We start from the raw sequence: 17,149 nt of genomic DNA on the forward strand, positions 1-17,149 counted from the left end.
ATCGCTTTAACGTTATTATAGCATAAATCCTTGTTTATTTTAGAATTTTTTGACGAAAATCCGTTCCCTCTTTGCATCTTCCTCTAGGAGAGAGCGAAATGTTATAATACGGAAAAAACATAAAGAGGTGGATGCGGATATGGCGAAAACGGAATCGAATATGTTCCCGCTCGGAAAAGAAGCCCCGGATTTTGTATTGCCGGATGCGGTGTCCGGAAAAACGGTGGCCTTACAAGATGTAAAATCCTCCATTGCCACGGTCATCATGTTTATCTGTAACCATTGTCCTTATGTAAAACATGTTCAGAATCAGTTGGTGCAACTGGCCAATGTTTACATTCCGAAAGGAATTTCCTTTGTCGCCATCAACGCCAATGATGCGGAGCAATATCCGGATGATTCGCCGGAGAAAATGAAAGAAGTGGCAGAAAAACTCCAATACCCGTTTCCGTATTTATTCGACGAAACCCAGGAAACAGCCAAGGCTTACCAAGCAGCTTGCACGCCGGATTTCTATATTTTTGACGGCGATCTGAAATGTGTTTACCGGGGGCAATTGGATGATTCCCGCCCGGGGAATGACATTCCGGTGACCGGCGAATCCATCCGTGCCGCATTGGATCAAATCATTAACGGTGAGCCGGTGACGGTCACACAAAAACCCAGTCTGGGTTGCAATATTAAATGGAAGCAAGCATGAAGCCGCCCCTGCAAGCAAGTCCGGGGCGGCATCCTCAGACTTGCTTGCTTTCTTTGACCTCCGCTTGATCATGTTGATCAAACGAATTTTGGTATTCCACCACGTCCACTTTGCAGCCGGGGCCGATCTTCACATTTTTTCCTCTGACAATGCCGGCGTGGGTGTATTCCAATTCGATATCATCCCCTTCAATCACTTCGGCTTGCAATGTTTTGTCGGCAAAAAAGGATTTCAGCCATTTGTTTAAAGCAAAGCTGTTCTTTTTGACGACGATCTTCTCTCCGCCAATTTCCTTTGCTTTGGCATTGCCGAGCAATTCCACTTGAATGTTTCCGGCATTTAACAGCCCTTTGATGATAAAAACCCCTTTGATCACCACGGACTCTGCTTCCAAGTCTTCGTCAACCTTTAAGGTTCCGCGGATGTCTGCCTGGTCGGCGATGAAATTTCCTTTTACTTGGGCGGTCCCGTTGAGCGTGATGTTTTGGGTGTGCACATCCCCTTCTGTCGTCAATTGGCCATTCACTTTTGTTTCATCCGCCTTCAGTTTCCCTTCAATCGCCGACGAACCACTGACTTTGACCGTTTGTGTTTGCACGTTTCCTTCCACGACACTGTCCCCGTTTGTGATAAACAACCGGCAATCCAGGTCGCCATTTACTTTTCCCAATCCGTTGATGCGGACCTTTTCGAATGTACCGCCCGAAAAATTTCCGTACCCGTTGATCAGTAAATCACTCATTTGCATCTCCCCATCCGAAATGTTGAATTTTCCCTTTTAACTTTTCCAATTCCTCTGCAAGCGAAATGCGCAGGAGCACTTTCACACGGTCATCAAAACAAATTTCTTTGATTTCATTCACCAAAATATAAGAGGTGACCCCCAGTTTGCGGATGACGAATAACTCTGCATTTTTCTTTTCAAACCGGTGATAATTGTTTTTCAAAAACTGATAAAGCGATTTTCCTTCGTCCAGGGTGATTTCGCCCGTTTCAAGCAACTGATCCAGAACAAAGAGATAAAAGAGATGTTCCAAGGTGAAAACATTGGCTTGATCATGGGCGGACAGGTGCAGTTCAAGCACAACATCCGAAACAATCTTTTTCTCTTGAATTTGCTCTTTCGTAAGAGAGATTTCCATAAACCGGGGAGAAAACATTTGCGCAATCTCATCCAAGGACAAATCGTCTTTTAAGCTGATGATTTTATTGACCCGTTGCAGTATTTTATCGCGGGGGAAAAATGTTTCTTGCCCGGTGTAGGTGGATTTGCGGATAAACCATTCTTCCGGGATCAAGTTTTTTCGTTTCCAACGGTATAATTGTCCGTATGAAATGCCAGTTTCTTTCAACAGGTCTTTTTTTGAAATTAAGTCTTGATCCATTTCCCGACACCTCCTCGTCATCATTGTAACATAACATTGTTACGCAAAAAAGAGGGCAAATGCCCTTTCTTGTTTTCAGCCCAAGAACTCAAACCCCCTTTCCTCTGCAGCGCATGATGCCGACGGTTACGGTTTGTTTCGTTGCCTTTTGCAATTTGTCGGGACGGCTTTTGCGTCCTGTTCTTTGGGAGCTAAACCGGATTTTTTTGCCAATCCTCCCCCTGCATTTCCATATGTTTTGCGTTATGTAAAAATTTTACTTGTTTTCATGATAAATTACATAAAACGCATTCAAAAAGCGGTTTTTTTAATATTTCACATAGAATATTATATAAATATGTAAAAAAATATTTTTATTTTCTTCTTCTTGTTTTATAATTAAATATATCGATAATTTTGTTGATTCTTTTATGGGAGATGATTCATTCATGAGTGGAATTGCAGGTTGGATTGATTGGGAAAGAGATTTGTCGGGAGAACAAAATGTTTTAAGCAAAATGACCAACGCGATTCAACATCGCGGTCCCGATGATGAAGGTTATTGGTTTTCGGAACGTGCAGCGATTGGTCACCGCCGTCTCTTTGTCATCGATCCTGCCGGTGGAAAACAGCCGATGGTTTATCGCTCAGGGGATCATTCCATCGTACTCTCCTTTGACGGGTTTATCTATAACTTTAAAGATTTGAAAGCAGAACTTGAAAATCTCGGACATCGTTTTGGAACGGAATCGGATGCAGAAGTTTTGCTGCACAGCTATTTGGAATGGGGAGAAGATTTCATCCAGCGCATCAACGGGGCGTTTGCCTTTGCCATTTGGGATGAACGTCGCCAGGCATTGATTTTGGCCCGGGATCGCATCGGAGTCAAACCCCTCTTTTACAAAGTACATAATTCCGGAGTTTTATTTGGTTCCGAATTGAAAGCCATCCTGGCCCATCCGGAAGTCAAACCGGAAGTGGATGTCGAAGGCTTCAGCGAACTTTTCGGAATGGGACCCATCCGCACCCCCGGTTTTGGTGTGTTCCGCGGAATTCAGGAAGTCAAACAGGGTCATTACGTTGTTTTCACAAAAGAAAAAGCCGATCATCATCAATATTGGAAATTGGAAAGCACACCGCATGAAGACGATGTGGATACCACTGTTGAAAAAATCCGGGAAATCCTGAAAGACACTGTGAAACGCCAATTGATCGCCGATGCCCCGGTCGTCTCCATGTTATCGGGCGGATTGGATTCCAGTGGTCTCACTTCCATGGCTGCCCGGTATTTGGCGGAAGAAGGAAAACAACTCGGTACCTATTCCCTTGACTTTGCCGGAAGCGACAAACATTTCAAAGCCGACTTGTTGCATGTCAGCCGGGATGAGCCGTATGTTAAAATCGTTGCGGAATATGCAAATACCGATCACCATACTGTCATCATTAACCATGATCAGTTGACGGAACATGTATTCCTCCCTGTAGAGGCACACGACTTGCCGGCACTGGGTGAAATGGAAGCATCGTTGCATCTGTTGTTCAGTGAAATGAAGAAAAATGCGGCAGCCACGCTCTCCGGAGAATCCGCAGATGAAGTTTTCAGCGGATATCCTTGGTTCCATCAGGATGAATTTTTGTTCTCCGGAACGTTCCCGTGGAGCGCACAAATTCGCTACTTCAAAGATGTTTTGAATGAAGAGGCGATCAAAACGCTCCAGCCGGAGGAGCACAGAAACCGCAGATACCAGGAAGCGGTCAGTGAGGTTCCGAAATTGGACGGGGAATCGGGAATCGAAGAAAAACAACGGGAAATGTCTTACCTTTTCATCACCCGCTTCCTGCCGTTTATGTTGGAACGGAAAGATCGCATCAGCATGCATAACAGTTTTGAAGCGCGTGTTCCGTTCAGCGATTACCGGTTGGTTCAATACTTATTCAATATTCCTTATTCGATAAAAACCGTCGACAAAGTCGAAAAAAGCCTGTTGCGCCGTGCATTCAAAGGTTATCTGCCGGAAGAAGTGCGCACCCGCAAGAAAAGTGCATATCCGTCCACAACGGATCCGGTTTACTATCAAAACATCCGCAAGATGTTGAATGAATTAATCGAAGATCCGCAAGCGCCGGTTGCAGTGCTTTTGGACAAACAAAAAATCCGTCACATTTCCGACAATCTCTTTGAAAAATCTCCGTTTGAAGTCGGAAAAATGATGGAATATATCCTCCAAGTCAACAAATGGATGAAAGACTACAATATCTCCTTGAAACTGTAGTCTCATGAAAAGGCTGAGTGTCGCAAGGCACTCAGCCTTTTGGTTTTCTGCCGGCAAATCCCCCGTCACCTTGGACGATTTGTGCAAAGTCACGGGAATCAGCAAATATCATCTCATTCGCTTGTTCCAAAAACATGTCGGAACCACACCGGGCCAATATCTCCGGGATCAAAGATTACAATTGGCAGAGCAGCTGCTTCGTCATTCCCAAAAAAACATCCTCTCCATCGCTTTGGAGTCCGGGTTCAACAGCCTTTCTTCTTTTGAACGGGCGTTTGGAAAAAAAAGTTTGGAATCAGTCCGTCCGGGTATCGCAAAAGGTTATCTCCTTAAGGTTGGTCTTCCTCCTGTTTTGGTCACACCCGAGGCGAGTCCCGTGACTGCCAAAAACAGAATCATCACCGACGAGACAAGCAACAAACCAAAGGAGGTTTGCAAAGAACCGATTTCCGCCACCCGGCCGATCAGCACCGGCCCCACGATAAAGGATAAATACCCGGCCCCCGTTACAATGGAAACAGAACGGGCTCCCCGTCCGGGGATGGCACGGGAAGCCAGCGAAAACGAGACGGGGGCAACCGGTGAAAGAGCAAACCCGACCCCCAGCAATCCGCAAGCGGCCACAACCGGGCTGGACGTGAGTATGACCACAGCGATCCCGACAGAAGCGATGAGCCCGCTGAAGATTAAAATACGGCTTTCCCCCGCTTTCTCAATCAAGGCGGAACTGCTCAAGCGTCCAATCATTGCCGAAAAATGCAAAGATGCGATCCCGATTCCTCCCAACAGCGGGCCGGACTGAAGAAACCCGCGCAAGTAAAGGGACAGAAAACCTTCCAACGATCCGTCGATAAAAAAACAGAGTGCGACCATGGTGCCAGCAAACAAAATCACGGACAGTCCCTTTTTAAGTCCGGGTCTTTGTTTCTCTCCTGCGAAATCCCCGCCATCTTCCCTGCTCTCACCGGATTTGCCTGGCAACGGAACCATCAGAAACAACACGGCCAACAGCACCAAAGCCGATCCAGTCAAAAGATAAATCTTCGTATAAGTTACTCCCCGGGCCAGCAACAAACCGGAAGCCCATGCCCCGGCAGCCGCCTCTCCGCTGAATGCGGCATGCAGATGCGTCATCACGTACGATGAATAATTGCGTTCATAATCCCCGCCCAATGTGTTGGCGATCATGTCATACCAGCTGATAAAAATCCCTCCGGCAAAGAATACCGCCAATAAGGCCGGATCCCTTTCGACAAACGCAAGAGAAATGAAAAATATTCCCGTCCCGCCGATCCCGAGCAACGCCAACGGCTTCCTGCCTGCTTTGTCCGCGATCCGCCCTCCCAACCACAAACTGAGAAGTCCGGCCCCGGACTGAAGCGTCAATGCCATCCCCAGTTGACCCGGAGACAGATGAAAATCAGAAACCAAATCGTCCAACAACATCGCCCATACACCGGTTTGGAACCCCAGGAACAGAAACATCCACAACAAAAGCAGACGAAACCTTTGCCTTCTTTTCAACGAACCGGTTCCTCCCGTTTTTTGGAAAGCATTTTGAAACTTTTTTTGATTAAATAATTATTTCTTTCTTAAGAGCTCGATAACATTTATTCGTAAATCTATGATTTCTCCAATGAAGGAATAATTAAGGTGGTCCAAAAAAGACCACCTTTTAATGAATATAGTTATTTAATGTTTGAATAGTGGAATCAGATATTGAGCTAGTATCTCCAGGAAAGTATATTGCATCTAAACCGAGAGTGTACTTTTCATAGTATGCCAAGGTTTCATTTGGAGTAGATGTTGGAGTAACAAGCATCAAGGGGCCCCCATTTCTAGCTGCTAAAACGGAACCAGCTAAAGCTTGTTGATAGTTTGTACCGTCAGCAACTACAGAAACGGAAGGATCAACAAAGTATTTTTCTGCCATATTATTGGCCACTTCAAATCGATTGCTCCCCGAAACTCTCTCTACTGTTCCAAATGATTTTAGTTGCGCTTCAACACTAGAAGAGATCGAACCTCCTACAATAATAAAATGATTTATTTGTGTATTTTTTTCTAAAAACGTCTTCACTTCAGTAGATAAATTACTACTTGATGTTGTTAAAATTGGTGTTTGAGAATAACCAGCAATAGATGATGCAGACAATGTATCAGCAAAGTTTTCGATAGGTGTAATTATGGCTGTGTCGGTATTGTCATCAAGAACACGTGAGGCAATATTTGTAGCAACGGCATAGTTATTTGCTCCACTAATTCTTTCGATAGTTGTAATCCCAGTCGCTTTTAGTTCACTTTCTACATCATAGGAAATACTGCCAGTCCCACCCAAAATAATTGCCTTCGTAGCTCCTAAACGCTGAATCTCATTTTTCGTACTAGGATCTAAAGAGGATTTCGTAGTGTATAAGATGGGTGCCTTCTCTTTTACAGCAAGCGGAACACTGCCCAATGTATCTCCATAAGCATCAGAACGTGCAATAATAACAGTGTCTGGGTTTTCCCTAAAAATCTTTGTCATCAAATTACTAATACTGGATGCTACTTCACCATGACTTAATCCGTTTAATCTTTGAACACCAGGAACAGTTACTATATAAGGGTCCATGATTGTATTTCCATTTTCATTGGAAGACACAAATTCAACGAGATTTCTTCCATAATGAAAACTCATGTATTGAGTAAATTCTCCTTTAGGAAGGTTATAGCTCTTATCATTGATCCCAACGGTTGCAATACCATCGGTTGAACCCTTTCCACTAAGTGTTGTATAGCCTTTAGATAATCGAAAATCATAGGATGAAGGACTTGTAATTGATAACGATGGCAAGCTTGTATCCGGATTCCCAGAGAAAACAACTCCACTTAAAGTTAAGTTATATTTGCTCGTAATATCTTCATTGGTATAAACAGTAAATTCGTAGGTGCCAGCAGGTAACATATCACCCGAAGCATATCTATTCTCGGGATTATTTATATCTTGTAGCGAAATTCCAATTGTCGGATCTGTTCCGATATCTTCAATATTCAAAGTTCCACTCTCTACAGTGGTAAATTTGTAAACGTGCATTCTTTTTCCATTCAAGGTTCCTTTATATGTCACAGAATCTACATTAGCTGAAGCTTGATGAATAAAAGCAAATACTGATAACATAAGTGAAAACATAAGTATATAGATCAACCCAGCCTTTTTATGGTTCAATTTTTAGATACTCCTTTCTCAATAAGAATAACTCCATGATTTTGTTGCACATAATCCTGGAATTAAACAGTCGAAACCTTCGTGTTTACTATAGTGGACTCGGATATCATTATCTCCTTGAATATTTACCATCCATAGTTCATGTGAAGGAGCTCTATCTTGATAACCGACAGCAGTAAATACTCCATTTTCATAAACTTTTGCTGAATATTGATAGTCAATATCTGGACCAGGATTAGCTAACGGGTTTCCAACTTGATGGATATAACCAAATTGCACATAGCGTCCTCCAGAATCACTTCCTGATTGTCGTTTATAAAAGTAAACTTTGTCCATACTTGCTCGGGCAACTCCGGCTACACTACCGTATTTATTATAAGCAACAGTAAGGTTAGCATGACGTGTCCCAAAATATGCTTTTGCTGGGCTCGTATCAAATCGTGCTAAAACATCGACACGGGTTCGATACTTTCCGCCTTCATCTCCCCACCATTCCGGCTTATACTTATTATCTCCAGCAAAGCTCTTATACCCTTTGGTAATTCTTGTACCACTAGGATTTGGAGCCTTTGATAGAGGGATAAAAGTTTGGTATCTGAATAAATAACCATAACCCATGTAATTAGAAGAAACGTTTTTATCGTTCGCTAAGTTATTTTCGCTTTCTTTCATGGTAACTCGTTTAGTTAGAGTTGCTGTCTCTGTAAAAATTTCGTTTTCTTTACTCTTTGGAATAAAAATATGGTTTTCTTTGGCAATTTTTTTTGCTTTTTCAATCTCAGCTTCGCTCATTTTCTTTTTCCCAACAATTTGATATGTAACTTCGCTCTTTTTGACATCAGGATTTTTATCAATATATTCATTTCCTTTTACAGTGTCAATGAGTGTTCCTTCTTTATAAATTTCATAAGTATTATCGTCATCAGGAATACCACTCCAATTCAAATTAATTTGATTCTTACGAATAATAGTAATTAAATGGGAATTCTTAAGTCTATTATCCTCCAAGTCTTGTTTATCTTTCTCTGATCTCAGAGTTGACGTTTCAATCCTTATTTCATCAATAATACTGTTACTTTGGTCATAAGCTCTCATTTTTAGTTTGACAGGCGTATTGCTATCTAAGTTAGTCATTTCAAATTGGTTAGATGTTGAATCCAGGGTAGCTTTTATGCCTTTTTTTATCTTAATTTCCTTTTCTTGATCATCATCTTTTTGAATTGTTACTTTATCCCCGACTGAATTGAACGAAATTCGTAAGTTATTTTCATCCACTTTTATTTCTGGATTTAATTTTTCATTTGCAGATGTCCAATCAGAGTACCCGAAAAAACTGAATGAAAAAACCAAAACGCATGAGATAAAAATAAGAAACCACTTTTTCATATTCGAATCCCCCTTTTGTACAGAAATATTATAACAGATTTATTTTAAAAAACAATTTTATTATTAATCAAAAATATATTGTTTATAATAAGTATTTTTTATATAATTTTTATTATTACGAAATAAAGGGGGTTTGATTATGCTAAATATCGGAAAAAGATTGCTTGCATTATTATGTGCCACAGGGTTATTTGCAATTTACTATATGTTTCTTGGCGTCATTGATACTCCTCAAGAGGACGGTTCTATCCTTGAAGTGATGTTTGTTCTTTCTTTTTTATATGGCGGATTAGGGATATTCACTTATGGCCTAGCAGTTTCTTATGTAACCGATCTGCTTTTACGGTCATTCAATAGTCTATGGAAACATGTAATTGCATTCTTTTCTTATTGTTTGTTTGGTTTTATTGCTGACCGATGGATTTTACAAATAGATACCCCTAACATTTTCGCATACTTTTCAACCACTTCTGCTTTGTTTGTATATATTTTCGTAAAACTATTCGAATTTATGGGCCATACAAATAAATCTAAAGAATTAAATTCTGAAGAAATAGAATAAATTTCTCCTTATCTAGCTGAATAAAACCGTAAGATTCTTTTTACATCTTAAGGAGGATTACATCATGAGCAGACCTGTTGTTTTCTATGCACCTCATGCAGATGATGAAACCTTAAATATGGGTATAACGATTGCCGAGCACGTTGCTGCATCTCGTCCTACTTATGTCGTTTTGATGACACGAGGCCGTTTAACAAGCGCTTTGCAAGCGATTAATGGCGAAATATATTCCGGCTACTGGAAAGGATATCATAATCCTTCTTTTGAAGGATACGAACCGCTCACGAAAGACACCTTAGCACAGGCAAGAGTCACCGAATTCCATCATGCTTGTACACAATTGGGTGTTCCCCGGGAAAATCAATTTGTGGAATATCTCGATAACCCCTCAAAGGAAGAAACGCTTGAATATGACGAAGCAAAAGCAATCATTCGAAAATATATTATAATGTTCCCGGATGCTGACCATTACACTCTTTCTTATCATGATGTGCATCCTGATCACGCACATGTCGGACAAGCTCTGCTGGATCTTTATAATGAAGGAGAAATCAATTATTATGTTCGATTTATCATCTCAATGGCCACACGTATGCAGCTTGAATCCAAAGGAGATCCGATTCCCGGTGGAGGTTGGAAAGATACACCAACTGATTCCACTATCCAGCAAAAGTTAATCAATGCTTGTCGTTGTTATTCCGCTTGGGCACCATTGCTTGGTGCTTATGCAATTGGCTATCACTCTGTAGCAGGACAGTTTGAAAAACTTCTTGACAATCCATTTCACTATCTACATCAACCAAATGAGTGAGGGGAAATCCTCGCTCTTTTTTTGAATCAGGAATCGAATAATTTATGGAAAAATAACCTTTTTTACAGATGGAGGAGTCAGCTTTTTCTGTTCGGCGAGTGAACCATAATATTTACTCTTCTCTCTATCTTGATAACTATTGATTATCCTCACGGGATTTTATGCCAGATTTACGCATGATGAGTGAACACTCTAAAAAAATGATTTTAGACACAATCTAGTGAATTTTTAAAGTTTTATGATTGGTTATTTAAAAATGCTTTAAATTTTCATTCATTTAATTTTCAACAATCTACTCAACATTCCGTTTCGCCTTAGCAGGAAGTCCACGCAAAACATCGTGAAATTTCTCACTCATTCTAAGAAATAAGTCTCCCATCATATGGTTTAGTGATTGTAATTGTTCGATATAGACTAAGTAATGAAGCGACTGGTAATCATTCTTGAGACAGTACATACTCGAATCTCTTCTTTCCGGTACTTTGTAAGATGATCATAGATTATGGACAAGGATGCCTAGAGCATTGAATTTGTTTCTTTATATTTCGTTGGATGGTAATAATTATACAGGCCATAGATGGCAAAGATAAATCCGTTTAATACTTTTCTATGATATTCTTCAATCCAATAATAACTATTTTCAAACATCACCACCCATTGTTGATCCACTTCGGTTTTCATTTACTTTTGGCGCCGTCCCAAGTATTGATCAGAGAAATGGTATCTGGATCCAGTAACCTAAGAAGGATTGTTACCTGCGCTAACCATACAAATCTGTGTCGTTTCCATTAATGAATAATCCGTTTGGGCTTTAAAACGTAAGGTGAGTAATCCCCCTCCGGTAATGGAGAGGTTTTTTTACATTTGTCCCGGCAGACCGGGAATAATCATTTTTCCATAAACACCAGGCGAAGGCCTAAAATTGTATAAATGGCGGCTTCGATCCAATGAACGCTCCGGGAACGGATGAAGGGTTGCAAAAATTTTTCCCCCAACGCACCGACTCCCACCGAGACCAGGCTGAAGATAGTTAATGCCTGAAAGATAAACAACATTCCGAGCCCGATGAATTGAAGAGTGACGGATCCCGCGTGAGGTGAAACAAATTGCGGCAAAAAAGCCAAAAAGAATATGGATACTTTGGGATTGAGCAAATTCATCCAGATTCCCCGTTTATACAAGGCAAAAGCGCTTTGTTTCAAGGTTTTTTGCTTCACGGGACCGGTGCCGGAGCTTTTCAGCGCTTGCCATGCCAAAAAAAGCAGATAAGCCGCGCCGAAATACTTGAGAATTTGAAATGCCAGCGCCGAATGATAAATGACAGCGGAAATTCCAACGGCCACGGCGGCCGTATGCCCCAACAAACCGGTGCACAAGCCGAGCGCTGTCATGATTCCCCCTTTTTTTCCTTGCACCATGCTTTGCGTTGCCACAAAAAGAATATCCGGTCCCGGCATGAGAGTGAGTGCAACAGAAGCCAGCAGAAAATAGAGAACATTGGTCATGTCCATGAGCAGGCGTACTTCCTTTCCATGAAAAATCGCTTTTCATTATATTAAAAAATCCCCCTGTTTTTCAGGAGGATTTTTTATTTCGGCTATTTCAGCCAGCGGTACGGCGGGACATGCCGGACCATGGTATGGAAAACCACGGCCCACTCTGTGTCGCTTAACCGTCCGACCGGCGTATTCCGGCTCTTCTTCAACGTTTTCACAAGATGCGTGATTTGCGGTGCCGTGAAAATCCCTCTGAAAACCTCACCGACCGGCAACTCCGGATGCTTCAGGGCATATGACGCCAGTTTAAAAAACAAAGTGCGAAACCGGACGGGAATCAAGGGAGGGGCTTTTCTCTTGATAAACAAGACGGCCGAATCCACCTTGGGAGGCGGTGCAAAATGATACCGGGCGATGGTCCTTCCCATCGTTAAATCAAAATACATCCGCCAAGCCAGAATGCGCGGGTTCGTGGAAGGATGGCTTGTGAAGCGTTTGGCCGCCCCTTTTTCCATCACCAGCAAACCGTTTTGAAACGGATTTTCAGGCCGGTCCATCAATCTTTTCAATATCGGGGTGGTGATGGAATAAGGGATATTGGATACCACCGAATACGGTTTATCGGGCAAGTTCACTTCCAAAAAATCCTTTTCAATCACCCTGACATTCCTGTGTGGTTTCATTTCTTCCCGCAAAATCTTTGCAAAAGAAAGATCGTTTTCAATGGCGATGACCTTTTTGGCTTTTTGCGCCAGATGAACGGTCAAAGCTCCTTTGCCTGCACCGATTTCCACCACTTGATCCTCCGGGCCGACTCCGGACATCTCCACAATGCCCGCTGCCAGCCGTTTACTTTTCATTAAATGTTGTCCCGGAAAATTTTTTCTTAACTTCTTTTTACTCATATTATCTCACCTTCCGCATTCTGCCCGGTGCAAAGCAAATGCGGAGATGAGCCTGTTTTTCAGGCGCACGAAGACACACCAAGCCTGTGGTTCCGGCTTGGCGGGATGTCGGCAATGAAAGCAAAAAAAGGGAGGGGATTCCCCTCCCTTTTTTATCTATTCATATGCACAGGTTTTACCTGAAAAAGGGCAGACTGATCCCGATTCACTCTGCACAAGGCAGGGCTTTGAACTTTTTAAAATCAGTTGTTCAAAGCTTGGAATCGGAGTCTGCAGAAATACATTTCAGGTAAATCCTCCTTCGTTCTTGATGGAATAACACGGTAAAGTCTAACATGGATGTTTGTTTTCATCAACCTTAAAAGTTCATTTCCCCCTTCCTTCCGCCTGAAACTTTTCGGTTGATCCTGTCCATTGGTGCGAAAGGTGAGATGGATTCGCGAAATGGATATTATAAAATTAAGTTGGGGACATTTGTTCCTCAAATGAACCATAAAGGAAGTGAAAAAGTGAAACGGATTTCTTTAATCGGAAAGGGTTTGTTCTGCTTTTTGCTGGGCTTGGCCATTGCCGGAACAACCGGTTTTTCTTCCCTTCCGTCAGCAGCGGAAGATCAGCCGGCAACCTCGGAACAGTGCCCGAAAGCGGAGGATTTGATCCAACCGGATGAAAACGCGGAAAAAGAAATCCGCGATGTCCTTCCGCAATTGATTCAAGAAACCTATGGCGACGATTCCCGTTACCAAAATTATGAGGTCAAACGAATCCTTACCCTCAAGGCTCCCGAATCTTCCCCCTACTCCGGCATCGCCGAACAACAATGCAGAAAAGAAGTTGCCGGAAAATCCCTGCTGGTGGAACTGTTCTTTCCGGAGTTCCTCCCCAGCGCCAGCTTGTCGCAAGGACAAGTTTTCGTGGCCAAAACGAATGAGGGATGGAAAGTCTGGTATCGCTATCATTAATACTGAAACCGCCCTTAGACGGTTTGTCTAAGGGCGGTTTTCTTCCGGTTGCTCCTTTGGTTCATCCTTCTTTTTCTCCAAATGACAGAGGATCTGATCCAATTTCTGATTGATCTGGCGAGTCATTACCACCATTTGTTTCAAGCTGCTCACGATGGTGTAAACAAACTTTGCAAACGATACGAAAAATAAAATAACCAAACCAATGAGCACCAAATTGTAAATCAAATTAAAGATGTTCATATCCAGTAATCCCCTCTGAAAAATCAATGACATGGATCCCTTCTGTTTAAACTCCCGCTTTCCCTCCTGCAAATACCATAAAAATTATTCGGTTTACGAATATTTTTAATACTTGTGTTTGTTGATCATCCAAAAGGGGTAATTCTTCTCTGCCGATTGTTCCACAGCATAAATCACCCGCCCCGGGCATTACAGGGAAAACACAGGATTGAGATTATGGCTTCCACGGAAAAACACTGGTTTTAACAACCAAGGAGTTAAAAATTCAGTATCTATAATTCAGTTAGGGGGTCACTACATGTTTTCACTGAGAGCACCTTCTGTTTTGTTTGTTTTAAATTATTTCGGTGATTTTATTACACTCGGTTCCTCGGTAATGGTTTTATTCGGTGATTATCTATTTAATGAAAGCATCGCAGAAACTGCAAAATCCTACGTTCCGTTTTTCTGGATCGTATTTATACTCACTTTATTCCATATGTATTATTCACTGCCTGAACAGCTAAAAGCTCATTCAAAACTTAGCGGATGGCTTAGTATCATTTTGGGATTTTGGTGTGCAGGCGGTGCAACCCACGACTTTGCCAACGGATTAGCAAACGGAGGTAATCCTCTGACTGTTCTTTTTATATCCGGATTCATCTTCATTTGCTCAGGTGTGATTTGCATAAACTACCAAGCCGGTGAAAAAAGTTGATGGATAATTGAATATCCCCGAAACATGAATGTTCAAAACTTTAACCCTTCTATCCCAAGTTCCTTATCTGGTTTTAACTATCTGTCAACTTAAGGAGGATCCTATGGAAGACATGGTCTTACAAACCGAAAATCTTTCGAAAGCTTATCGCGGCCAAATGGTTGTAAACCGGTTAAACATACAAATTGAAAAAGGACAAATTTACGGTTTTTTGGGCCCGAATGGCGCCGGGAAAACAACAACCATTCGCATGATTTTGGGACTTACCCGCCCGACGGAGGGGACGGTCCGGATTTTCGGGAAAGAATTTCACAAACATCGCATTTCCATACTGAGCCGGGTAGGCTGTTTGGTGGAAACCCCCGGCTACTATGGACATTTAAATGGTTACGAAAATTTGGATATCGCCCGCCGGATGCTTAAAGTTCCTCCGTCACGGATTGACGAAGTGCTGAAAATGGTTCATTTGGAAGATGCAAAACATAAAAAAGCCAAAGATTATTCGCTCGGTATGAAACAACGGCTGGGAATCGCCATGGCTCTTCTGAATCAACCGGACTTTCTCATTCTTGATGAACCGACAAACGGTCTGGATCCATCCGGAATACAAGAAATCCGGGAATTGATCAAACAACTTCCGCAGATGTTTAATGTGACCGTATTCGTGTCCAGCCATTTGTTGAGTGAAGTGGAACAAATGGCTTCCCATGTTGGTATTATTCATCAAGGCCGGCTTTTGTTTCAGGGATCACTTGCGGACTTGAAAAAACAAAACCAAAAACAGTTTAAAATGAAGACAGACCGGTTGGACGAAGCGGAAAAATTGCTGAAGCAACATCACTATTCCATTTCGCGGGATCATGAGTTTATTTATATCGACTCCCTGCCGACGGAAAAAATTAATTCATTACAAAGATTACTCATCGACCATCACTTTATCATTTATCACTTCCAAGAAGAAGAAAACTCGCTGGAACAAATGTTTTTTCAGATTTTGGAGAATGGAGATCATTGATCATGAATTCATCTGTTATCAACGAATGGATTAAAATCCGCCGTAGTTGGGTCATTTGGCTTTTCATTTTTGTTCCTGTTGTGACCTGTTTTCTCCTCACACTTGCCCTTGGGTACTATTTGCAAAAAGGCCACTCTCCAGAACAGGGTTGGGGATTGATCTTGTCACTTACCAGCCGATACTTATGGCAAATCATCGCTTTCACTGTTCCTGTCTTCATTGCCTACATCGTCAACATGGAACAGTTTTCGAATATGTGGAAGTTTCTTTTTGCCATGCCTTTGGCGAAATGGAAAATCTATGTTGCCAAATTCTTCTGGGGATTCGCCACCACCTTGGTTATGGGGCTTTTGTTTGTTTTTGGCATATACATCATGGCTGAATTGCACGATGTTGAACACCTTGTCACCATCGGCCAATTGTTTTCTTATGTGTATGCCCCTTTTCTTCTGGCCATCCCCTTTGTGGCTTTTCAATTATGCGTATCCATGGCCAGCAAGAACCAATCTGTGCCGATTTCATTTGGAATCGCCTCAATTATTCTTGCCCCTGTTTTTAAAGGATGGGGTTGGTGGACACCGTGGGGATTTTGGTCTACGTTCCTCCCCTCTCCGCCTTTGTCGGTTCAGGCTTTGTCCCCTGGGGAAACGAGTGCATTGCTTAACTGGGAAATCCTCTTGTTATCTGTTTTGTTTGGCGCCATCTGGCTGGTGATCGGAATTACTGTGTTTTACCGAAAAGAATTTGATTAATCGACTGAAAGGGAGATATGATTGGGGAATTTATTAATGGTTGAATGGATGAAAATACGGAAAACAAATATTTGGCGGTTGATTCTGGTTCTTCCATTGGTTCCGATTGCCTATGGGATCTTCATTTATGCCCGGTTTGTATCCGAAAATTATCAAGCGACCAATGATTGGCTGATGGCTTGGGGAATGGCGAACTACTTTTATCCAACCATCTTCTTTCCAATCCTTTCCGTATTATTGGCAGCCAATCTGTGTAAGGTGGAGCATGAAGGACATAATTGGATTAGAGCTTTAACTTGTCCTGTTTCTTGGAAACAACTGTATTTATCCAAGTATCTGTGGCTTGTCCTCTTATTGGGATTGGCTCAGGTAATTGCCTTGTCGGAGTTTGCTGTCATCGGGGAATTCGCCCGGTTGAATCATCCGTTTCCATGGGCCTTGCTGATTCAATGCCTGGTTCTCGGATGGATAGGGATTTTGCCGTTGGCCGCATTTCATTTGGCAGTATGCGCATATTGGAGCAACTATGTACAATCAGTCATTCTCAATATTTTACTCATCCTTCCGGTTTTTTTGATCATCGGTTCAAAAAAATACACTTGGTTGGGGTATGTTTACCCTTGGGCTCTCCCGGCGGTCGGAACGAACCAAATATTGCTCCGTTCTTTTCACATTCAAGTATTGATCATTGTTCTCATGTGGCTGATTCTGTTTTTGATTGGCGGAATCTCACTCTTTATCAAACAAAAATCCAATCATTAAAAACCGGTTTTAA

General features: G+C 42.1%; 18 protein-coding genes and 1 pseudogene. 10 read left to right on the forward strand and 9 right to left on the reverse strand.

Going from position 1 to position 17,149, the window contains the following annotated elements:
- The first annotated feature begins 139 nt into the window (after positions 1–139).
- Positions 140–700 carry a thioredoxin family protein gene (locus ATH33_RS03920; RefSeq protein ID WP_121874091.1) on the forward strand — a complete coding sequence of 187 codons (561 nt, stop codon included), beginning with the start codon at positions 140–142 and terminating at the stop codon, positions 698–700.
- Between the two features lie 34 nt (positions 701–734).
- Here ATH33_RS03920 and ATH33_RS03925 read toward each other — a convergent pair whose 3' ends face one another.
- Together ATH33_RS03925 and ATH33_RS03930 are read right to left on the reverse strand one after the other, a co-directional pair.
- Positions 735–1,442, reverse strand: coding sequence for a bactofilin family protein (locus tag ATH33_RS03925; RefSeq protein WP_049720116.1), 708 nt, complete (start codon positions 1,440–1,442; stop codon positions 735–737).
- Positions 1,435–2,085, reverse strand: coding sequence for a YhbD family protein (locus ATH33_RS03930; RefSeq protein WP_121874093.1), 651 nt, complete (start codon positions 2,083–2,085; stop codon positions 1,435–1,437). The genes ATH33_RS03925 and ATH33_RS03930 overlap by 8 nt, the downstream gene beginning before the upstream one ends.
- 428 nt (positions 2,086–2,513) lie before the next feature.
- On the opposite strand from ATH33_RS03930, the gene asnB reads away from it, so the two are divergent.
- Together asnB and ATH33_RS13945 are read left to right on the forward strand one after the other, a co-directional pair.
- Positions 2,514–4,337: an asparagine synthase (glutamine-hydrolyzing) gene (gene asnB / locus ATH33_RS03935; RefSeq protein WP_049720117.1), complete on the forward strand. Its 1,824-nt coding sequence runs from the start codon at positions 2,514–2,516 to the stop codon at positions 4,335–4,337.
- A 4-nt stretch (positions 4,338–4,341) separates the two neighbouring features.
- Positions 4,342–4,608 (forward strand): annotated as a pseudogene (locus tag ATH33_RS13945) (helix-turn-helix transcriptional regulator); the annotation flags it as partial.
- Positions 4,609–4,658: 50 nt separating this feature from the next.
- Here ATH33_RS13945 and ATH33_RS03945 read toward each other — a convergent pair.
- The 3 genes from ATH33_RS03945 to ATH33_RS03955 form a co-directional block, all read right to left on the reverse strand.
- On the reverse strand, positions 4,659–5,861 hold the full coding sequence (locus ATH33_RS03945) for an MFS transporter (protein WP_062843017.1): 1,203 nt from the start codon (positions 5,859–5,861) through the stop codon (positions 4,659–4,661).
- Between the two features lie 151 nt (positions 5,862–6,012).
- Complete coding sequence (locus tag ATH33_RS03950) at positions 6,013–7,545, reverse strand: cell wall-binding repeat-containing protein (protein WP_049720118.1); 1,533 nt, start codon at positions 7,543–7,545, stop codon at positions 6,013–6,015.
- A gap of 18 nt (positions 7,546–7,563) precedes the next feature.
- Positions 7,564–8,931, reverse strand: a complete 1,368-nt coding sequence (locus ATH33_RS03955; RefSeq protein WP_062843019.1) for a hypothetical protein — start codon at positions 8,929–8,931, stop codon at positions 7,564–7,566.
- A gap of 139 nt (positions 8,932–9,070) precedes the next feature.
- Between ATH33_RS03955 and ATH33_RS03960 the strand changes: the two genes are divergently transcribed.
- Together ATH33_RS03960 and ATH33_RS03965 are read left to right on the forward strand one after the other, a co-directional pair.
- Positions 9,071–9,493 (forward strand): hypothetical protein, encoded by a 423-nt coding sequence (locus ATH33_RS03960; RefSeq protein ID WP_037995932.1) that lies wholly within the window; start codon positions 9,071–9,073, stop codon positions 9,491–9,493.
- 64 nt (positions 9,494–9,557) lie between these two features.
- Complete coding sequence (locus ATH33_RS03965) at positions 9,558–10,304, forward strand: PIG-L deacetylase family protein (protein WP_037995935.1); 747 nt, start codon at positions 9,558–9,560, stop codon at positions 10,302–10,304.
- A gap of 516 nt (positions 10,305–10,820) precedes the next feature.
- On the opposite strand, the gene ATH33_RS13950 is transcribed toward ATH33_RS03965, so the two are convergent.
- The 3 genes from ATH33_RS13950 to erm form a co-directional block, all read right to left on the reverse strand.
- Positions 10,821–10,985: a D-glucuronyl C5-epimerase family protein gene (locus ATH33_RS13950; RefSeq protein WP_082240689.1), complete on the reverse strand. Its 165-nt coding sequence runs from the start codon at positions 10,983–10,985 to the stop codon at positions 10,821–10,823.
- A gap of 206 nt (positions 10,986–11,191) precedes the next feature.
- Positions 11,192–11,815, reverse strand: coding sequence for a LysE family translocator (locus ATH33_RS03975; protein WP_062843020.1), 624 nt, complete (start codon positions 11,813–11,815; stop codon positions 11,192–11,194).
- 86 nt (positions 11,816–11,901) lie between these two features.
- Entirely contained in the window at positions 11,902–12,705 is an 804-nt protein-coding gene (gene erm / locus ATH33_RS03980) for a 23S ribosomal RNA methyltransferase Erm (protein ID WP_037995939.1), read from the reverse strand.
- A gap of 509 nt (positions 12,706–13,214) precedes the next feature.
- On the opposite strand from erm, the gene ATH33_RS03985 reads away from it, so the two are divergent.
- Positions 13,215–13,667: a hypothetical protein gene (locus ATH33_RS03985; RefSeq protein WP_138614971.1), complete on the forward strand. Its 453-nt coding sequence runs from the start codon at positions 13,215–13,217 to the stop codon at positions 13,665–13,667.
- A 27-nt stretch (positions 13,668–13,694) separates the two neighbouring features.
- Here ATH33_RS03985 and ATH33_RS03990 read toward each other — a convergent pair whose 3' ends face one another.
- A complete protein-coding gene (locus ATH33_RS03990; protein ID WP_231564608.1) occupies positions 13,695–13,910 on the reverse strand; it encodes a DUF4083 family protein in 216 nt (71 codons plus the stop codon).
- A 298-nt stretch (positions 13,911–14,208) separates the two neighbouring features.
- On the opposite strand from ATH33_RS03990, the gene ATH33_RS03995 reads away from it, so the two are divergent.
- From ATH33_RS03995 to ATH33_RS04010, 4 genes are all read left to right on the forward strand, one after another.
- The gene (locus tag ATH33_RS03995; RefSeq protein ID WP_037995942.1) at positions 14,209–14,607 is read left to right on the forward strand and encodes a hypothetical protein; all 399 of its coding nucleotides are present in this window, start codon (positions 14,209–14,211) and stop codon (positions 14,605–14,607) included.
- A 103-nt stretch (positions 14,608–14,710) separates the two neighbouring features.
- On the forward strand, positions 14,711–15,622 hold the full coding sequence (locus ATH33_RS04000; RefSeq protein ID WP_037995944.1) for an ABC transporter ATP-binding protein: 912 nt from the start codon (positions 14,711–14,713) through the stop codon (positions 15,620–15,622).
- Positions 15,623–15,624: 2 nt separating this feature from the next.
- Complete coding sequence (locus ATH33_RS04005; protein WP_037995947.1) at positions 15,625–16,374, forward strand: ABC transporter permease; 750 nt, start codon at positions 15,625–15,627, stop codon at positions 16,372–16,374.
- Between the two features lie 36 nt (positions 16,375–16,410).
- Entirely contained in the window at positions 16,411–17,136 is a 726-nt protein-coding gene (locus ATH33_RS04010) for an ABC transporter permease (protein ID WP_062843022.1), read from the forward strand.
- Positions 17,137–17,149: the final 13 nt, after the last annotated feature.

Origin of the sequence: Thermoactinomyces vulgaris, from assembly GCF_003688725.1 — a bacterium.
Lineage (GTDB): Bacteria > Bacillota > Bacilli > Thermoactinomycetales > Thermoactinomycetaceae > Thermoactinomyces > Thermoactinomyces vulgaris.

Bases quoted from the DNA above. Each gene is read 5' to 3' on its own strand.
- ATH33_RS03920 (WP_121874091.1), top strand. From the start codon at position 140: ATGGCGAAAACGGAATCGAATATGTTCCCGCTCGGAAAAGAAGCCCCG.
- ATH33_RS03925 (WP_049720116.1), bottom strand. From the start codon at position 1,442: ATGAGTGATTTACTGATCAACGGGTACGGAAATTTTTCGGGCGGTACA.
- ATH33_RS03930 (WP_121874093.1), bottom strand. From the start codon at position 2,085: ATGGATCAAGACTTAATTTCAAAAAAAGACCTGTTGAAAGAAACTGGC.
- asnB (WP_049720117.1), top strand. From the start codon at position 2,514: ATGAGTGGAATTGCAGGTTGGATTGATTGGGAAAGAGATTTGTCGGGA.
- ATH33_RS03955 (WP_062843019.1), bottom strand. From the start codon at position 8,931: ATGAAAAAGTGGTTTCTTATTTTTATCTCATGCGTTTTGGTTTTTTCA.
- ATH33_RS03960 (WP_037995932.1), top strand. From the start codon at position 9,071: ATGCTAAATATCGGAAAAAGATTGCTTGCATTATTATGTGCCACAGGG.
- ATH33_RS03965 (WP_037995935.1), top strand. From the start codon at position 9,558: ATGAGCAGACCTGTTGTTTTCTATGCACCTCATGCAGATGATGAAACC.
- ATH33_RS13950 (WP_082240689.1), bottom strand. From the start codon at position 10,985: ATGAAAACCGAAGTGGATCAACAATGGGTGGTGATGTTTGAAAATAGT.
- ATH33_RS03975 (WP_062843020.1), bottom strand. From the start codon at position 11,815: ATGGACATGACCAATGTTCTCTATTTTCTGCTGGCTTCTGTTGCACTC.
- erm (WP_037995939.1), bottom strand. From the start codon at position 12,705: ATGAGTAAAAAGAAGTTAAGAAAAAATTTTCCGGGACAACATTTAATG.
- ATH33_RS03990 (WP_231564608.1), bottom strand. From the start codon at position 13,910: ATGAACATCTTTAATTTGATTTACAATTTGGTGCTCATTGGTTTGGTT.
- ATH33_RS03995 (WP_037995942.1), top strand. From the start codon at position 14,209: ATGTTTTCACTGAGAGCACCTTCTGTTTTGTTTGTTTTAAATTATTTC.
- ATH33_RS04000 (WP_037995944.1), top strand. From the start codon at position 14,711: ATGGAAGACATGGTCTTACAAACCGAAAATCTTTCGAAAGCTTATCGC.
- ATH33_RS04005 (WP_037995947.1), top strand. From the start codon at position 15,625: ATGAATTCATCTGTTATCAACGAATGGATTAAAATCCGCCGTAGTTGG.
- ATH33_RS04010 (WP_062843022.1), top strand. From the start codon at position 16,411: ATGGTTGAATGGATGAAAATACGGAAAACAAATATTTGGCGGTTGATT.